Raw genomic sequence first — 14,504 nt, 5'->3', positions numbered from 1 at the left:
CCGGTCATTCTTCTTCAGGCGAGCACGATTTGAAACGGAACGTTTCAAATTGCAGCGGCTTTTCAGGCTTCGCTGCACCAAAATCATATCCGTCCAGCGCCGTTGCCAGATCGGGAAACAGGATGGCCTGCGCTGCTGGCTCATCGGCCTTCGGCAGCACATCCGCTTCTGCACCTTCCTTCAGCGCGTAGACAACACTTTGCCAGAGGCTGCAATCATCGAGGTCCTCCGGATCGGTGCCACCATTCTTGCAGTTATAGGTAATGAGCGCATAGGGGCGTGCAACCCCCTCTTCCGGCCAAATGACGAGGCCGGAGAGTTTGAACTCTGGCTTATCATCGGCAGTGATTGTGAATTCGTTGGTCGGTGCCGGGCTCATCTTGAGCGCATTGGACTGCGCGGCATGAAAAGTCAGCGTGTAGGCGTCACCCTGATCGCGATAGACAGCGCGGTTCTGCGTACAAGCGGCCTGAACGGCGCTTGAAAAAACCGTCACGGCCAGCGCCGATGCAGCCACCACCTTGAAGAGCTTCTTCACGTCATGCATCTGTCGGTTCTCCTCGGTTGTCCGGCAGTTCGCGCTACTGCGCTTTCACGATGGCAAGTTTCAGACCAAGAGCAATGAAAACCACGCCGCTTGTTCTGTCGATCCATTTTGAAGCGCGCGAGAAAACGGCACGCATCTTAGGCGTCGTCATGAAAAGGCTGACACCGATAAACCACGAAATCAAAGTCGTGGCCATAACCACACCGTAACCAAGTTTGACTTCGGTTGGCGTATGAACGCTGATAACCGTCGAAAAGATGGAGAGGAAGAAGAAGACCGCCTTCGGATTAAGCGCATTAGCGGCAAAGCCCAGGCTGAAAGCCTTGAGTGCACTTTGCTTGCGGCTCGGCTCCTGCGCGGTCATATCGACATCGATCTTGGTGGCACCTGCGCGCAACGCCTTGATGCCGATATAGATCAGATAGGCGACGCCACACCATTTGACGATGTTGAAGAGATAGATCGACTGAGAAATGATCAGCCCCAGGCCAAGCACCGTATAGGTGACATGCATCATGAAGGCAGCACCAATGCCGAAGCTGGTGATGATCGCTTCGCGACGTCCCTGCATCAACGACTGACGGATCACCATCGCAAGATCAGCACCCGGCGAAACGATAGCAAAGACGAAAATCGCCATCAGAGATGCAAGTTCAAACAGATAGGGATGCATCACTTTTCCTTCGCTCCGCACCCGTCAGATGCGGACAACCGTCAAAAAACCAGATTGAAAAACATGAGCGCAAGCCCGACCAGCGAACCGATCCAGACGAGCGAGCGGATATAGGGAATACCCGCAAGATAAAGCGGAATATAGACAATGCGGCATGCAAACCAGATCCACGCACCGTAAAGCCCCCATCCGTGAGCATCGCCCTTGAACACAAGTGCAAGCGCCAAAGCGATAAATGCGGGATAGGTTTCGCGGAAATTATTGGAGGCACGTTCCGCGCGACCGGCAAGATGGCCGGTGGGTTTCAACCCATTGTCGCGCGGACCCGCATTCCATTGAGAGCCGAGTTCCTTCGTCACTGTCCAGCCCTGCAGGAGGATATGAAACACCAGCAGGACAACACTCCAGCCAATCAGCGGGAGAAAAGGTGACGCGGAAAATAAACCCGGCTCCATCACGTAATTCCTTGTTAAAGCATTTGAACCAAAAACTGCGAAGCCGTTTGGCGTTGGATAATGCGCAAAAACAAATAGTTACAGCGGCTCCAACGATTCAGTCGTAACTGAAACCGTTGTACGCGTCCCCTGAAAGCCGTGCCTTCAGGGGTATCGCATCTTACAGGTCGAGAACGAGACGTTCCGGATCTTCCAGGCTTTCCTTGACGCGGACGAGGAAGGTTACGGCTTCCTTGCCGTCAACGATGCGGTGATCGTAGCTCAGTGCCAGATACATCATCGGACGGATAACGATCTGACCGCCAACAACAACCGGGCGATCCTGGATCTTGTGCATACCGAGAATACCCGACTGCGGCGCATTGAGGATCGGCGAGGACATCAGCGAGCCGTAAACACCACCATTGGTGATGGTGAAGGTGCCGCCCTGCATGTCGCCAACCGAAAGCGAACCGTCGCGTGCTGCCTTGGCAAGACGTCCCAGTTCTTTTTCAACGCCAGCGATCGAAAGCTGATCTGCATCACGGATGACAGGAACAACAAGACCCTTGTCGGTGCCGACAGCCATGCCAACATGCGCAAAGTTCTTGTAGATGATGTCGGTGCCGTCGATCTCGGCGTTAACAGCCGGGATTTCCTTGAGCGCATGGGTTACAGCCTTCGTGAAGAAACCCATGAAGCCAAGCTTCACGCCGTGCTTCTTTTCAAAGATGTCCTTATAACGCGAACGCAGTTCCATCACAGCAGACATGTCGACTTCGTTGTAAGTCGTCAGCATTGCAGCGGTGTTCTGTGCGTCTTTCAGACGACGTGCAATCGTCTGACGCAGGCGGGTCATCTTCACGCGTTCTTCGCGCGAGGCGTCGCCAGCTGATGATGCCGGACGGGCAGCAGCAGGTGCTGCGGCGGCAGCCGGAGCGGCCGAAACGCCCTTTGCAATCGCATCAAGAACATCGCCCTTGAGAACCTGACCGCGCTTGCCCGAACCTTCAACCTGATCAGCCGAAAGGCCATTTTCAGAAAGGATCTTGGAGGCAGCAGGGGCTGGCTGCATTGCAGGTCCCGAGGTTGAAGCAGCCGGGGCAGAAGCAGCGGCGGTCGGAGCGGCAGCCGCTGGCTTGGCTTCTTCCTTCTTAGGAGCAGGAGCGGAACCCGCGCCCGAAATCTGGCCGAGCAGTGCGTTGACTTCAACGGTGTCACCTTCCTGCGCCACGATTTCAGCGAGAACGCCAGCAGCCGCTGCCGGAACTTCAATCGTCACCTTGTCGGTTTCCAGTTCCACCAGCGGTTCGTCAGCAGCGATAGCGTCGCCAACCTTCTTGAACCACTTTCCGATGGTTGCCTCAGTAACGGACTCCCCAAGCGTGGGAACGCGAATTTCGGTGGCCATGGTTTCTTCTTCCGTGATCTTCGATCTTTAGATTTTACGTTCAATTCAAGCTGGAAGCGATTTTTCCAAACCGCTCCAAGCCGAAAATTAAATTAGTTTCCAAGCGCATCCTCGAGGAAAGCCTCGAGCTGTGCAAGATGCTTCGACATCAGACCCGTCGCAGGCGAAGCTGCTGCCGGACGACCGGTGTAGCGAACGCGCTGATGCTTGGCGTCGATATGTGCAAGAACCCATTCCAGATACGGATCGATGAACGACCACGCACCCATGTTCTTTGGTTCTTCCTGACACCAGACGATTTCCGCATGACGGAAGCGCGAGAGCTCATTGATGAGCGCCTTAGCCGGGAACGGATAAAGCTGTTCCACACGCAGCAGGTAGACATCATCGATGCCACGCTTTTCGCGCTCTTCATACAGATCGTAATAGACCTTGCCCGAGCACAGAACGACGCGACGGATCTTGGCATCCTTCTGAAGCTTGATGCCATCGCCCTTGTTGTACTGGGCATCATCCCAAAGCAGACGGTGGAACGAAGAATCGCCCGACAGTTCGTTGAGGGTCGAAACAGCACGCTTGTGGCGCAGCAGCGACTTCGGCGTCATCATGATGAGCGGCTTACGGAAGTCACGCTTCATCTGACGGCGCAGAATGTGGAAGTAGTTAGCCGGCGTCGTAACGTTGGCGACCTGCATGTTATCTTCCGCACACATCTGCAACCAGCGCTCCAGACGTGCCGAGGAATGCTCAGGACCCTGACCTTCAAAACCGTGCGGCAGAAGGCAGACGAGACCGGACATACGAAGCCACTTGCGCTCACCCGACGAGATGAACTGATCGAAAACGACCTGTGCACCGTTGGCGAAATCGCCGAACTGAGCTTCCCAGAGGACCAGAGCACGCGGATCGGACAGCGAATAACCATATTCGTAGCCGAGCACTGCTTCTTCCGAAAGCATCGAGTTGATGGCTTCGTAGATCGCCTGCCCCTTCTGAATGTTGTTCAGGGGCGTATAGCGGTTCTGGGTTTCCTGATCGTAGAGAACCGTGTGACGCTGCGAGAAAGTGCCGCGTTCAACATCCTGACCCGACAGGCGGATCGGGCTGCCTTCAGCAACCAGCGAACCAAACGCCAGCGATTCAGCGGTTGCCCAATCGATGCCTTCACCGGTTTCGATCATCTTGGCGCGGTTATCAAGGAAGCGCTGGATGGTGCGATGGACGTTGAAATCCTTCGGCACTTCAACAAGCTTCTTACCGATTTCCTTGAGCGTCTTGATCGGTACACCGGTCTTGCCGCGGCGCTGTTCGTCTGCATTGTCTGCTGTGCGCAGGCCAGCCCAGGCACCGTCCAGCCAGTCAGCCTTGTTTGGCTTATAGCTCTGACCAGCTTCAAATTCCTGTTCAAGCCGCTCACGCCAGTCCGCCTTCATCTTGTCGATGTCAGCCTGCGTTACAAGACCTTCGCCAAGCAGCTTTTCGCTGTAGAGCTGAACAGTGGTCTTATGAGCGCGGATTTCCTTGTACATCAACGGCTGGGTGAATGAAGGTTCGTCACCTTCATTGTGGCCGAAGCGACGGTAGCAGAACATGTCGATGACCACCGGCTTGTGGAAGGTCATGCGGAATTCCATTGCAACCTTAGCTGCAAAAACCACAGCTTCCGGATCGTCACCATTGACGTGGAAGATCGGCGCTTCAATCATCTTTGCCACATCCGATGGATAAGGCGATGAACGCGAGAAGGCCGGATTGGTGGTGAAACCGATCTGGTTGTTGATGATGAAGTGCAGCGTACCGCCGACGCGGTGACCCTTAAGGCCCGAAAGACCAAGGCACTCAGCTACAACGCCCTGACCGGCGAATGCAGCATCACCGTGCAGCAGCAGCGGCAGAACCTTTGCGCGTTCGCTCAATGGCACCATGTCATCGCGGGTGCGGCCAACAAGCAGGTCCTGCTTGGCGCGCGCCTTACCCATGACAACCGGGTTGACGATTTCAAGATGCGACGGATTTGCGGTCAGCGAAAGGTGAACCTTGTTGCCATCGAACTCACGGTCCGATGAAGCACCAAGGTGATACTTCACGTCGCCCGAACCTTCCACATCGTCCGGTGCGTAAGAACCGCCCTTGAACTCGTGGAAGATAGCGCGATGCGGCTTGCCCATAACCTGGGAAAGCACGTTCAGACGACCACGGTGCGCCATGCCGAGCACGACTTCCTTGAGGCCCATCTGGCCGCCACGCTTGACGATCTGTTCCAGTGCCGGAATCAGAGATTCACCGCCATCAAGACCAAAACGCTTGGTGCCCTTATACTTCACGTCAATGAACTGCTCGAAACCTTCGGCTTCGATCAGCTTCGACAGAATGGCCTTCTTGCCTTCAGCAGTGAAAGCATAGCCTTTGTCCGGACCTTCGATGCGTTCCTGAATCCAAGCCTTTTCAACTGGATCGGAAATATGCATGAACTCGACGCCGATATTGCCGCAATAGGTGCGCTTGAGGATTTCAAGCATCTGCGGAACGGTCGCATATTCGAGACCGAGTACGTTGTCGATGAAGATCTTGCGTGTGTAGTCAGCAGGCGTAAACCCATAGCTCGATGGATCGAGTTCGCTGAAATCATTTGGCTTTTCAGCAAGACCGAGCGGATCGAGATTGGCATGCAGATGGCCACGCATGCGATAGGCGCGGATCATCATGATGGCGCGAACGCTGTCGCGTGCAGCCTGTGCAATCTCTTCGGCTGTCAGGGCAGCAGCTGCCGCACTTTTGGCATCGCCTTTTCCGGCTTTACCCTTCAGCTTGTCGGTAACGTGCTTTTCAACGTCAGCCCAGTTGCCATCAAGCGCGGATACCAGCTCGCCATTCGCAGGAATGGGCCAGTTCGGCTTTGTCCAGGATGCACCCTGCGCATTCTTGCGCACATCATCGGCGTCGTCTTTCAGCTGCGCGAAGAAATCGCGCCACTCAGCATCGACCGAGTTGGGATCATCCTCATACTTGGCGTAAAGCTCCTCGATATAATCGGCATTGCCGCCATAGAGGAACGAGGTAAGGGCGAAAACGTCGTTGGCTTGTTCTTGCCTTGCCATAACCTAATCCGGAGCCTCCGCTCCGTCTCCTTGTAGTAGCTCATCATGCGCGGGCCGGAAGCTCTCTCAACTTCATCCCTCACGCCGCCGGGGAGGAACCACAACAGACCCCGGCATAACTCGATCACAAAACTCAATTCCTGCAGAAGAATGATGGTCCTGCAGAAGAATGATGGCCAAAGCCTGACATTCTCTTAAATCGGCCCTTAAACCGGCCGTCTCCGGTATCTGTATTAAACCCGGCAGCAGCTTTCGCCACTGCCGGGGCATTTCAATCAGCAATGCGATCTCAGCCCTTGAGGACTTCGACCAGCGTCTTGCCAAGCTGTGCTGGCGAAGGAGACACGCGAATGCCAGCCGATTCCATGGCTGCAATCTTGTCTTCTGCGCCGCCCTTGCCGCCCGAGATCACGGCGCCAGCATGGCCCATGGTGCGTCCGGCAGGAGCTGTACGGCCAGCGATGAAACCAACCATTGGCTTCTTGCGACCGTGCTTTGCTTCGTCCTTCAGGAACTGCGCTGCTTCTTCTTCAGCGGAGCCACCGATTTCACCGATCATGACGATCGACTTGGTTTCATCATCGGCGAGGAACATTTCCAACACGTCGATGAACTCAGTGCCCTTGACCGGATCGCCGCCGATACCGACAGCGGTTGTCTGGCCAAGACCTTCGTTCGAGGTCTGGAACACTGCCTCATAGGTAAGTGTGCCGGAGCGGGAAACAACACCCACCGAACCCTTCTTGAAGATATTGCCCGGCATGATGCCGATCTTGCATTCTTCAGGAGTCAGGATGCCTGGGCAGTTTGGTCCGAGCAGGCGCGACTTCGAGCGTTCCAGACGCTCCTTGACGCGAACCATGTCCATGACCGGAATGCCTTCGGTGATGCAGACGATGAAGCTGACTTCAGCTTCGATCGCTTCGATGATTGCAGCCGCAGCACCTGCTGGCGGAACGTAGATCACCGATGCGTCTGCACCTGTGCGTTCCTTGGCTTCTGCAACAGTTGCGAAAATCGGAAGCTTTTCGCCCTTGGAACCTTCCCAGGTCTCGCCACCCTTCTTAGGGTTGATACCGCCGACCATCTGCGTGCCATAATAAGCAAGCGCCTGTTCGGTGTGGAAAGTGCCGGTCTTGCCGGTCAGGCCCTGTACGAGAACCTTGGTGTCCTTGTTAACGAGAATGGACATGCCTTAGTTTCCCTTCACTGCAGCGACGATTTTCTGCGCAGCATCGTCGAGATCGTCAGCCGAAATAACATTCAGGCCGCTCTCGTTGATGATCTTCTTGCCAAGCTCAACATTGGTGCCTTCAAGACGGACAACCAATGGAACCTTGAGGCCGACTTCCTTGACCGCAGCGATAACGCCTTCAGCGATCACGTCGCACTTCATGATGCCACCGAAGATGTTGACCAGAATGCCCTGGACAGCCGGATCAGCGGTGATGATCTTGAACGCCGACGTTACCTTCTCCTTGGTAGCGCCGCCACCAACGTCGAGGAAGTTAGCTGGCTCTGCACCGTAGAGCTTGATGATATCCATGGTCGCCATGGCAAGGCCTGCGCCATTGACCATGCAGCCGATGTTGCCATCAAGAGCGACGTAAGCGAGATCGTGCTTGGAAGCTTCGATTTCTTTTTCGTCTTCTTCCGACAGATCGCGCAGTTCCTGAATGTCAGGATGACGGAACAGTGCATTGCCGTCGAACGATACCTTGGCATCAAGAACGCGCACGCGACCATTGGTCATGACGATCAGCGGGTTGATTTCCAGAAGGCTCATGTCCTTCTCGGTGAAGGCCTTATAGAGGATCGGGAACAGCTTGAGGCCGTCTTCACGGGCTTCACCTTCAAGCTTCAGCGCATCGGCGAGCTTGTTGGCGTCTGCATCGGTCACGCCCTTGGCAGGATCGATTGCGACCGTGATGATCTTCTCAGGGGTTTCTTCAGCAACAGCTTCGATATCCATGCCGCCTTCAGTCGAAACGACGAAAGCCGGACGGCCGACGGTGCGGTCGATCAGGATCGAGAGATAGAGCTCGCGCTCGATGTCTGCACCATCTTCGATGTAAAGACGGTTGACCTGCTTGCCAGCGTCGCCGGTCTGCTTGGTAACGAGTGTGTTGCCGAGCATTTCCTTTGCGTGGGAAACCACTTCTTCGATCGACTTTGCAAGGCGCACGCCGCCCTTGGCATCAGGACCGAGTTCCTTGAACTTGCCCTTGCCGCGGCCACCAGCGTGGATCTGGCTCTTGACGACATAAAGCGGTCCTGGAAGCGTCTTTGCCCATTCTTCCGCCTGTTCGACGGAATAGACAGCCACACCATTGGCGATCGGGGCGCCGAAGGTGTGAAGCAGGCGCTTGGCCTGGTATTCATGAATATTCATCTGGTTGTCCTCTACGGATTCCCGGCCCTTTCAACTGAGCCGGTACGGCCCGAATCTTCGACCGATAATTGACAGCCGGAAAAGGCCGGGACTGCGTATCTCGCAGCGATCCGGCCTTGTCTGGAACTTATTTCAGTGACGGAGCAATGCCGATGCAGGCCTCGCAAAGACCGGCAACAGATGCGACCGACTTTTCGAACTCGGCCTTTTCGTCCTTATCGAGATCGATCTCGATAATACGTTCAACGCCATTGGCACCGATCACGGTTGGAACGCCGACATACATGTCCTTGACGCCATACTGACCGGAAAGCTGTGCTGCGACAGGCAGAACGCGCTTCTTGTCCTTGAGGTAGGATTCAGCCATCTGAATGGCGGACGCTGCCGGTGCGTAGAAAGCCGAGCCGGTCTTGAGCAGGCCGACAATTTCTGCGCCGCCATCGCGGGTGCGCTGAATGATCTTGTCGAGCTTTTCCTGGCTGGTCCAGCCCATCTTGACGAGGTCTGGCAGCGGGATACCGGCAACAGTCGAGTAACGAGCGAGCGGAACCATGCTGTCGCCGTGGCCACCAAGCACGAATGCAGTGACGTCTTCGACCGACACGTTGAATTCTTCTGACAGGAAGTAGCGGAAACGGGCGCTGTCCAAAACGCCAGCCATGCCGACAACCTTGTGTGCTGGCAGACCGGAGAACTTCTGCAAAGCCCAGACCATCGCATCGAGCGGGTTGGTGATGCAGATGACGAAAGCTTCAGGAGCATATTTCTTGATGCCTGCGCCGACCTGTTCCATGACCTTCAGGTTGATACCCAGAAGATCATCGCGGCTCATGCCCGGCTTACGCGGCACGCCTGCGGTAACGATGACAACGTCTGCGCCTTCGATTGCGGCATAGTCGTTTGCACCGGTGAACTTCGCATCAAAACCGTCAACCGGTGAAGATTCTGCAATATCCAGTCCCTTACCCTGCGGAGTGCCTTCCGCAATGTCGAAAAGGACGACGTCGCCGAGTTCCTTCAGACCAGCAAGATGAGCGAGCGTGCCGCCGATCATGCCGGAGCCGATGAGGGCAATCTTGTTGCGTGCCATGATTGTTTCTTTCCTCAAGTTTGATCCAGAAACGCATGAAGCTATCCGGTTTCCTCCCGGAAAACGCGTCTGCGCTGCGAGGGTTCGATAGGACTCTTTGCAAAAAAACTCAACTCATTATTTTGCGACTAATGTTTTCAATCGTTTAGAATTATATGTTCTTACGTAAACGTAAGATATTCTGGCAAATTCAAGGCAATTCGCTGCCGTCGTCCGGCTGTTTCGCATTGCTCATAATGCGTCAGCCGGGCCGCAGATTAGTTTTACAGGCAAGGACACACGATTAGGAAACAACCGCATTCAACCCAAGCTCCTGCCAGAGCAACATAGCCCGTAGTTCCTATAAGTCGAGTCTGTGGCAGTTCAATGATACGCGAAGGAAAGTGTATAAGCCCTGTCTCAGCTTTCTGCTTTCTCGGAAAATGCATCGAGATATTCAGCGCTCTGCATTTCAAACAGGCGCGAAGCTGTGCGGTCAAATTCGAAGGCTTCCACGCCTTGTCTTGCTTCATAAAGCTTTTCAGGCTGCGCTTCGGCAGAGATGAATAACCGCGCATGATGATCATAAAGCACGTCGATCAGCAGAATAAAGCGTTTGGCCTCATTGCGGCGTGAATAATCGAGTATCGGCACATCATCGATAAACAACGTCTGATATCGTGTGACGATAGCAATATAATCGGATGCAGCAAGCGGCTGCGCGCAAAGCTCATTGAAAGTGAACCGTGCCGCTCCTGCCACTGCATGGCGCACGGGAATGTCGCGCCCTTTGATGTGGATCTCATCCGGCTTTTCTTCCGCACCATTTTTATGGGCAGTCCATGCGGCATCCATGCGTTTGGTCGTCTCCGAACCGAGCGGCGTCAGATAAACCGGCTGGCGATCAAGTTTTTCCAGACGGTAATCGGTGCGCGAATCGAGATTGATCACATCGACATGCTGCTTGAGGATATTGACGAATGGCAGGAAGAGCTGGCGGTTTAACCCGTCGCGGTAGAGATTGTCGGGCGCAACATTGGATGTCGCGATCAGTACCACGCCGCGAGCGAACAAGGCGCTGAACAGACGCGACAGGATCATCGCATCGGCAATATCAGTCACGGTAAACTCATCAAAGCAAAGCACCCATGCCTGCTCGGCCAGCGCTTCTGCGACTGGCGGGATCGGGTCTTCCTGCTTGGTTTCACCCCGTTTCAAGGCTTGACGGTGGGCGTTGATGCGCTCATGTGCATCAGCCATGAAATCATTGAAATGCGCACGGCGTTTGCGTTCAACTGGCAGAAGCTGAAAGAACATGTCCATCAGCATGGTCTTGCCGCGCCCGACTTCGCCGTGCACGTAAAGTCCCTTGACGATTGCGACTTCCTTGCGCTTGCCGAACAGCCAGCCAAGGGCGCTTGATTTGCGTGACAGACGCTTGGTGCAAACTTCTTCGATCAGGCGATCATAGCGTTTGGTGAGCTCAAGCTGCGCTGGATCGACTTCAACTTCGCCTGCCCTCACCAGCGCATCATAATGCTCGCTGACCGAAGGAAACGCTTTCAGATTACCGTCGAAAGACATGATTGCTTCCGTTCACCGCTTAGAGCATGCCTCCCAAAAGCGGGAACCGGTTTGGGGACAAAGACATGCTTGAAAACAAACCACTAGAGCATTTCTTCCAATTCCGTCAAAAATGGAAACGCTCTAATTGCAAAAACGGCGGAGCGTCTTGCGACTGCTCCGCCTGTTTTAAACGTTAATGACTTATCAGCGCGACAGCGAAACTGCCTGACCGCCTGTGGTCTGACCATCGAAACGGCCCTGACCCGAGGAATAGAGCGTCGCGACTGTTCCGCCATTCGCATCATAGAGCGAAAGCTGCTTGCCGCTGACCGACCACGAAGCAAGGCTTCCAAGTTCGCCCGGGCAGCGCAGCGGACCCGCGCGGAAACCCTGACCATACTTGGTCTGCGGCGTTGCGATCTTACAGTTCTGACCGGCAAGCGATGCATTCCAAACACCTGCGACCGTACCCGGTGTCAGATCAGGTGCTGATTCGGGTGGAAGGCTTGCAACCTGCGTATTCCCGTCCTGTGGAGCAGTGCTGGTCGTCGGCGCGGTTGGGAAGGAATTTGGAGCGTTGAGATTACCAGACTGTACGGAACTGACGGGAGCAGATCTCAGTGGTGCTGGCGGCGGCGGCGATGCATTGTTGTCAAAGCCTCCAACTCGGGAGCTTTGGCAACCGGCCAAAATGACGCCCGCTGCAGCAATGCTGAGCAAACTTGCTTTTGAAATTCCCATCTGGTTCTCCAATTCCTTCGTGTACTTGGGGCGTGATCTGGGGCTTGATCTGGGGCCTGACTAATTGGGGGAGTGCCCCTCGCACCATCGAGCATGAAGACTCGACCTAAAAACAATATTGCACCGATAAAATGGCGATATGGTTAAAAAATCAACTGTGCAATGGCGCAAATGTGGGTGAGATGGCATCAAGAACGCTTGAAATAGCTTAGAAATTTTCAGAATGGCGCAGGAAGGACACAGTTTCTGAGTAATCTGCGATCCATAAAGATGATGAACCGATACCGGTGCGGCCAAAAGCGCGCCGGTACTGGCAATTTGTGGGCTTTTCCGCCATATAGAGCCTTTCCAACATGAACGGCCAGATGAACGGGACCCGGAACCAGCAATGAGCAAGGCAGTCTTCTCCAAAATGAACGGACTGGGCAACAAGATCATTGTTGCCGATATGCGCGGACGTAGCGATCGTATCGCTCCGACCGCTGCCATCCGTTTGGCCGGAGATGAGGCAACCTCATTTGATCAGATCATGGCCATACATGCCCCCAAGACGCCTGGCACCGATCATTATATCGAGATCATCAATTGCGATGGCACACAGGCGCAGGCTTGCGGTAACGGAACACGCTGCGTTGTGCAGTGGCTTTCTAATGAAAGCGGAAAACAGGATTACATTTTCCAGACACTGGCTGGCATCCTGACCGCCAATGAGGACGAAGACGGGCTGATCACGGTCGATATGGGCAAGCCTCATTTTGGCTGGCAAGCAATCCCCCTCGCCCATGAAGTGGACGACACCCGCGCCATTGATCTGTCTGCTGGCCCTGCCGATGCGCCTGTTCTTCAAGCGCCGTCGATTGCCTCCATGGGCAATCCGCACGCGATCTTCTGGGTCGAAAACGATGTCTGGTCCTATGCGCTCGATCAATATGGGCCAGGGTTGGAACATGACCCGATTTTCCCGGAACGCGCCAATATTTCCATCGCTCAAGTGACATCACGTGAAAGCATCAATCTGCGCACATGGGAACGCGGTGCGGGTCTCACCCTTGCCTGCGGTTCAGCCGCTTGTGCTGCCGCCGTTTCAGGCGCACGAACCGGACGCACAGAGCGCAGCGTCACAGTGAACGTCCCCGGCGGTCCGCTTAAAATCGAATGGCGCGAGGATGATCACGTCATGATGACCGGCCCTGCCGAATGGGAGTTCGACGGCACATTTGATCCTGCAACCGGCGAATGGGAGTACGCCCCCAATCAAGACCGGGGAGCTGCCTGATGAGCGTGGAAGTCGTAACCTTTGGATGTCGTCTCAACACCTATGAATCCGAGGTGATGAAGCGCGAAGCAGATGCCGCAGGTCTGGGCGAGCTGAAAGACGGCGCGATCATTTTCAACACCTGCGCGGTGACATCGGAAGCCGTGCGTCAGGCGCGCCAGGCAATCCGCAAGGCGCGTCGAGACAACCCGGAAGCGCGCATTATTGTCACCGGTTGTGCTGCGCAGACTGAATCGGCCAAATTCGAAGCGATGGATGAAGTCGACCTCATTCTGGGCAACGAGGAAAAGCTCAAGTCCAATTCCTACCGCATGCTGCCTGATTTCGGCGTGAACCAGTTCGAGAAGGTTCGCGTCAATGACATCATGGAAGTGCGCGAAACTGCAAGCCACATGGTTGATGCCATCGAAGGCCGTGCGCGCGCTTTCGTGCAGGTACAGAACGGCTGCGATCACCGCTGCACCTTCTGCATTATTCCTTATGGTCGTGGCAATTCGCGTTCCGTGCCGATGGGCGGTGTCATCGATCAGGTCAAACGCCTCGTCGATAACGGTTATGCCGAAGTGGTTTTGACCGGTGTGGACATGACCTCTTACGGTCCTGATCTGCCGGGAAGTCTTCGTCTCGGCAAACTGGTGAAGACGGTTCTGACGCAGGTGCCAGGTTTGCAGCGTCTGCGTCTTTCATCCATTGATTCCATCGAAGCTGATGATGATCTTATGGACGCCATCGCCAATGAAAAACGCCTGATGCCGCATCTGCATCTGTCGCTTCAGGCAGGCGACGACATGATCCTCAAGCGCATGAAGCGCCGCCATTTGCGTGATGACTCCATTCGCTTCTGTGAGGATGTACGCGCGTTGCGTCCCGATATCGTGTTCGGTGCCGACATTATCGCCGGTTTTCCGACAGAGACTGAAGAAATGTTCGCAAACTCGATGAAGATCGTCGAGGAATGCGGGCTCACGCATCTGCACGTCTTTCCCTATAGCGCCCGCGAAGGCACACCAGCCGCGCGCATGCCACAGGTTCGGCGTGAAATCGTCAAGGAACGTGCAGCAAGGCTGCGTGCCGTTGGCGACCGCGCCTATGAAAAGCATCTCACTTCTCTCAACGGCACTCACCAGCGCCTGCTGATCGAGAAGGAAGGCATTGCGCGAACGGAAGGCTTTACGCTCGCCGTGATCGATCAGGGCAATCCCGGCGAAATCATCGATAGAATTGTGACGGGTCATGACGGAGAAAAACTCCTTACCCGTCAGGCAGAGCCGCAAGCGGCTTAAAGCTAAACAGGGCA

Annotated in this window: 12 protein-coding genes; 2 read left to right on the top strand and 10 right to left on the bottom strand. The window is 55.1% G+C overall.

What is annotated here, in order from left to right; all coding sequences use genetic code 11:
• Window positions 1-4 precede the first annotated feature (4 nt).
• From QBD00_RS06240 to QBD00_RS06195, 10 genes are all read right to left on the bottom strand, one after another.
• Window positions 5-547: a hypothetical protein gene (locus QBD00_RS06240; protein WP_095447621.1), complete on the bottom strand. Its 543-nt coding sequence runs from the start codon at window positions 545-547 to the stop codon at window positions 5-7.
• Between the two features lie 34 nt (window positions 548-581).
• On the bottom strand, window positions 582-1,220 hold the full coding sequence (locus tag QBD00_RS06235) for a LysE family translocator (RefSeq protein WP_095447622.1): 639 nt from the start codon (window positions 1,218-1,220) through the stop codon (window positions 582-584).
• Window positions 1,221-1,261: 41 nt separating this feature from the next.
• Window positions 1,262-1,675, bottom strand: coding sequence for an MAPEG family protein (locus QBD00_RS06230; RefSeq protein ID WP_095447623.1), 414 nt, complete (start codon window positions 1,673-1,675; stop codon window positions 1,262-1,264).
• 160 nt (window positions 1,676-1,835) lie between these two features.
• Entirely contained in the window at window positions 1,836-3,065 is a 1,230-nt protein-coding gene (gene odhB / locus QBD00_RS06225; RefSeq protein ID WP_095447624.1) for a 2-oxoglutarate dehydrogenase complex dihydrolipoyllysine-residue succinyltransferase, read from the bottom strand.
• A gap of 92 nt (window positions 3,066-3,157) precedes the next feature.
• On the bottom strand, window positions 3,158-6,163 hold the full coding sequence (locus QBD00_RS06220) for a 2-oxoglutarate dehydrogenase E1 component (protein ID WP_095447625.1): 3,006 nt from the start codon (window positions 6,161-6,163) through the stop codon (window positions 3,158-3,160).
• A 289-nt stretch (window positions 6,164-6,452) separates the two neighbouring features.
• Window positions 6,453-7,355 carry a succinate--CoA ligase subunit alpha gene (sucD, locus tag QBD00_RS06215; protein WP_318578929.1) on the bottom strand — a complete coding sequence of 301 codons (903 nt, stop codon included), beginning with the start codon at window positions 7,353-7,355 and terminating at the stop codon, window positions 6,453-6,455.
• A 3-nt stretch (window positions 7,356-7,358) separates the two neighbouring features.
• Entirely contained in the window at window positions 7,359-8,555 is a 1,197-nt protein-coding gene (sucC, locus tag QBD00_RS06210) for an ADP-forming succinate--CoA ligase subunit beta (protein ID WP_095447627.1), read from the bottom strand.
• A 127-nt stretch (window positions 8,556-8,682) separates the two neighbouring features.
• Window positions 8,683-9,645 carry a malate dehydrogenase gene (mdh, locus tag QBD00_RS06205; RefSeq protein WP_095447628.1) on the bottom strand — a complete coding sequence of 321 codons (963 nt, stop codon included), beginning with the start codon at window positions 9,643-9,645 and terminating at the stop codon, window positions 8,683-8,685.
• A 399-nt stretch (window positions 9,646-10,044) separates the two neighbouring features.
• Complete coding sequence (gene zapE / locus QBD00_RS06200; RefSeq protein WP_318578928.1) at window positions 10,045-11,208, bottom strand: cell division protein ZapE; 1,164 nt, start codon at window positions 11,206-11,208, stop codon at window positions 10,045-10,047.
• 186 nt (window positions 11,209-11,394) lie between these two features.
• Complete coding sequence (locus tag QBD00_RS06195) at window positions 11,395-11,931, bottom strand: protease inhibitor Inh/omp19 family protein (protein ID WP_095447630.1); 537 nt, start codon at window positions 11,929-11,931, stop codon at window positions 11,395-11,397.
• Window positions 11,932-12,319: 388 nt separating this feature from the next.
• Between QBD00_RS06195 and dapF the strand changes: the two genes are divergently transcribed.
• Together dapF and mtaB are read left to right on the top strand one after the other, a co-directional pair.
• A complete protein-coding gene (dapF, locus tag QBD00_RS06190) occupies window positions 12,320-13,207 on the top strand; it encodes a diaminopimelate epimerase (protein WP_318578927.1) in 888 nt (295 codons plus the stop codon).
• Window positions 13,207-14,490: a tRNA (N(6)-L-threonylcarbamoyladenosine(37)-C(2))-methylthiotransferase MtaB gene (gene mtaB, locus QBD00_RS06185; protein WP_264230386.1), complete on the top strand. Its 1,284-nt coding sequence runs from the start codon at window positions 13,207-13,209 to the stop codon at window positions 14,488-14,490. The genes dapF and mtaB overlap by 1 nt, the downstream gene beginning before the upstream one ends.
• The last annotated feature ends 14 nt before the right edge of the window (window positions 14,491-14,504 follow it).

This window comes from Ochrobactrum sp. AN78 (assembly GCF_029909885.1).
In the GTDB taxonomy this organism is placed as follows: domain Bacteria; phylum Pseudomonadota; class Alphaproteobacteria; order Rhizobiales; family Rhizobiaceae; genus Brucella; species Brucella quorumnocens.
Note: the sequence above shows the minus strand (reverse complement) of the source record. Positions and strands in the feature narration are given on the sequence as shown.

Bases quoted from the DNA above. Each gene is read 5' to 3' on its own strand.
- sucC (WP_095447627.1), bottom strand. From the start codon at position 8,555: ATGAATATTCATGAATACCAGGCCAAGCGCCTGCTTCACACCTTCGGC.
- zapE (WP_318578928.1), bottom strand. From the start codon at position 11,208: ATGTCTTTCGACGGTAATCTGAAAGCGTTTCCTTCGGTCAGCGAGCAT.
- dapF (WP_318578927.1), top strand. From the start codon at position 12,320: ATGAGCAAGGCAGTCTTCTCCAAAATGAACGGACTGGGCAACAAGATC.
- QBD00_RS06195 (WP_095447630.1), bottom strand. From the start codon at position 11,931: ATGGGAATTTCAAAAGCAAGTTTGCTCAGCATTGCTGCAGCGGGCGTC.
- QBD00_RS06240 (WP_095447621.1), bottom strand. From the start codon at position 547: ATGCATGACGTGAAGAAGCTCTTCAAGGTGGTGGCTGCATCGGCGCTG.
- odhB (WP_095447624.1), bottom strand. From the start codon at position 3,065: ATGGCCACCGAAATTCGCGTTCCCACGCTTGGGGAGTCCGTTACTGAG.
- sucD (WP_318578929.1), bottom strand. From the start codon at position 7,355: ATGTCCATTCTCGTTAACAAGGACACCAAGGTTCTCGTACAGGGCCTG.
- QBD00_RS06220 (WP_095447625.1), bottom strand. From the start codon at position 6,163: ATGGCAAGGCAAGAACAAGCCAACGACGTTTTCGCCCTTACCTCGTTC.
- mtaB (WP_264230386.1), top strand. From the start codon at position 13,207: ATGAGCGTGGAAGTCGTAACCTTTGGATGTCGTCTCAACACCTATGAA.
- QBD00_RS06235 (WP_095447622.1), bottom strand. From the start codon at position 1,220: ATGCATCCCTATCTGTTTGAACTTGCATCTCTGATGGCGATTTTCGTC.
- QBD00_RS06230 (WP_095447623.1), bottom strand. From the start codon at position 1,675: ATGGAGCCGGGTTTATTTTCCGCGTCACCTTTTCTCCCGCTGATTGGC.
- mdh (WP_095447628.1), bottom strand. From the start codon at position 9,645: ATGGCACGCAACAAGATTGCCCTCATCGGCTCCGGCATGATCGGCGGC.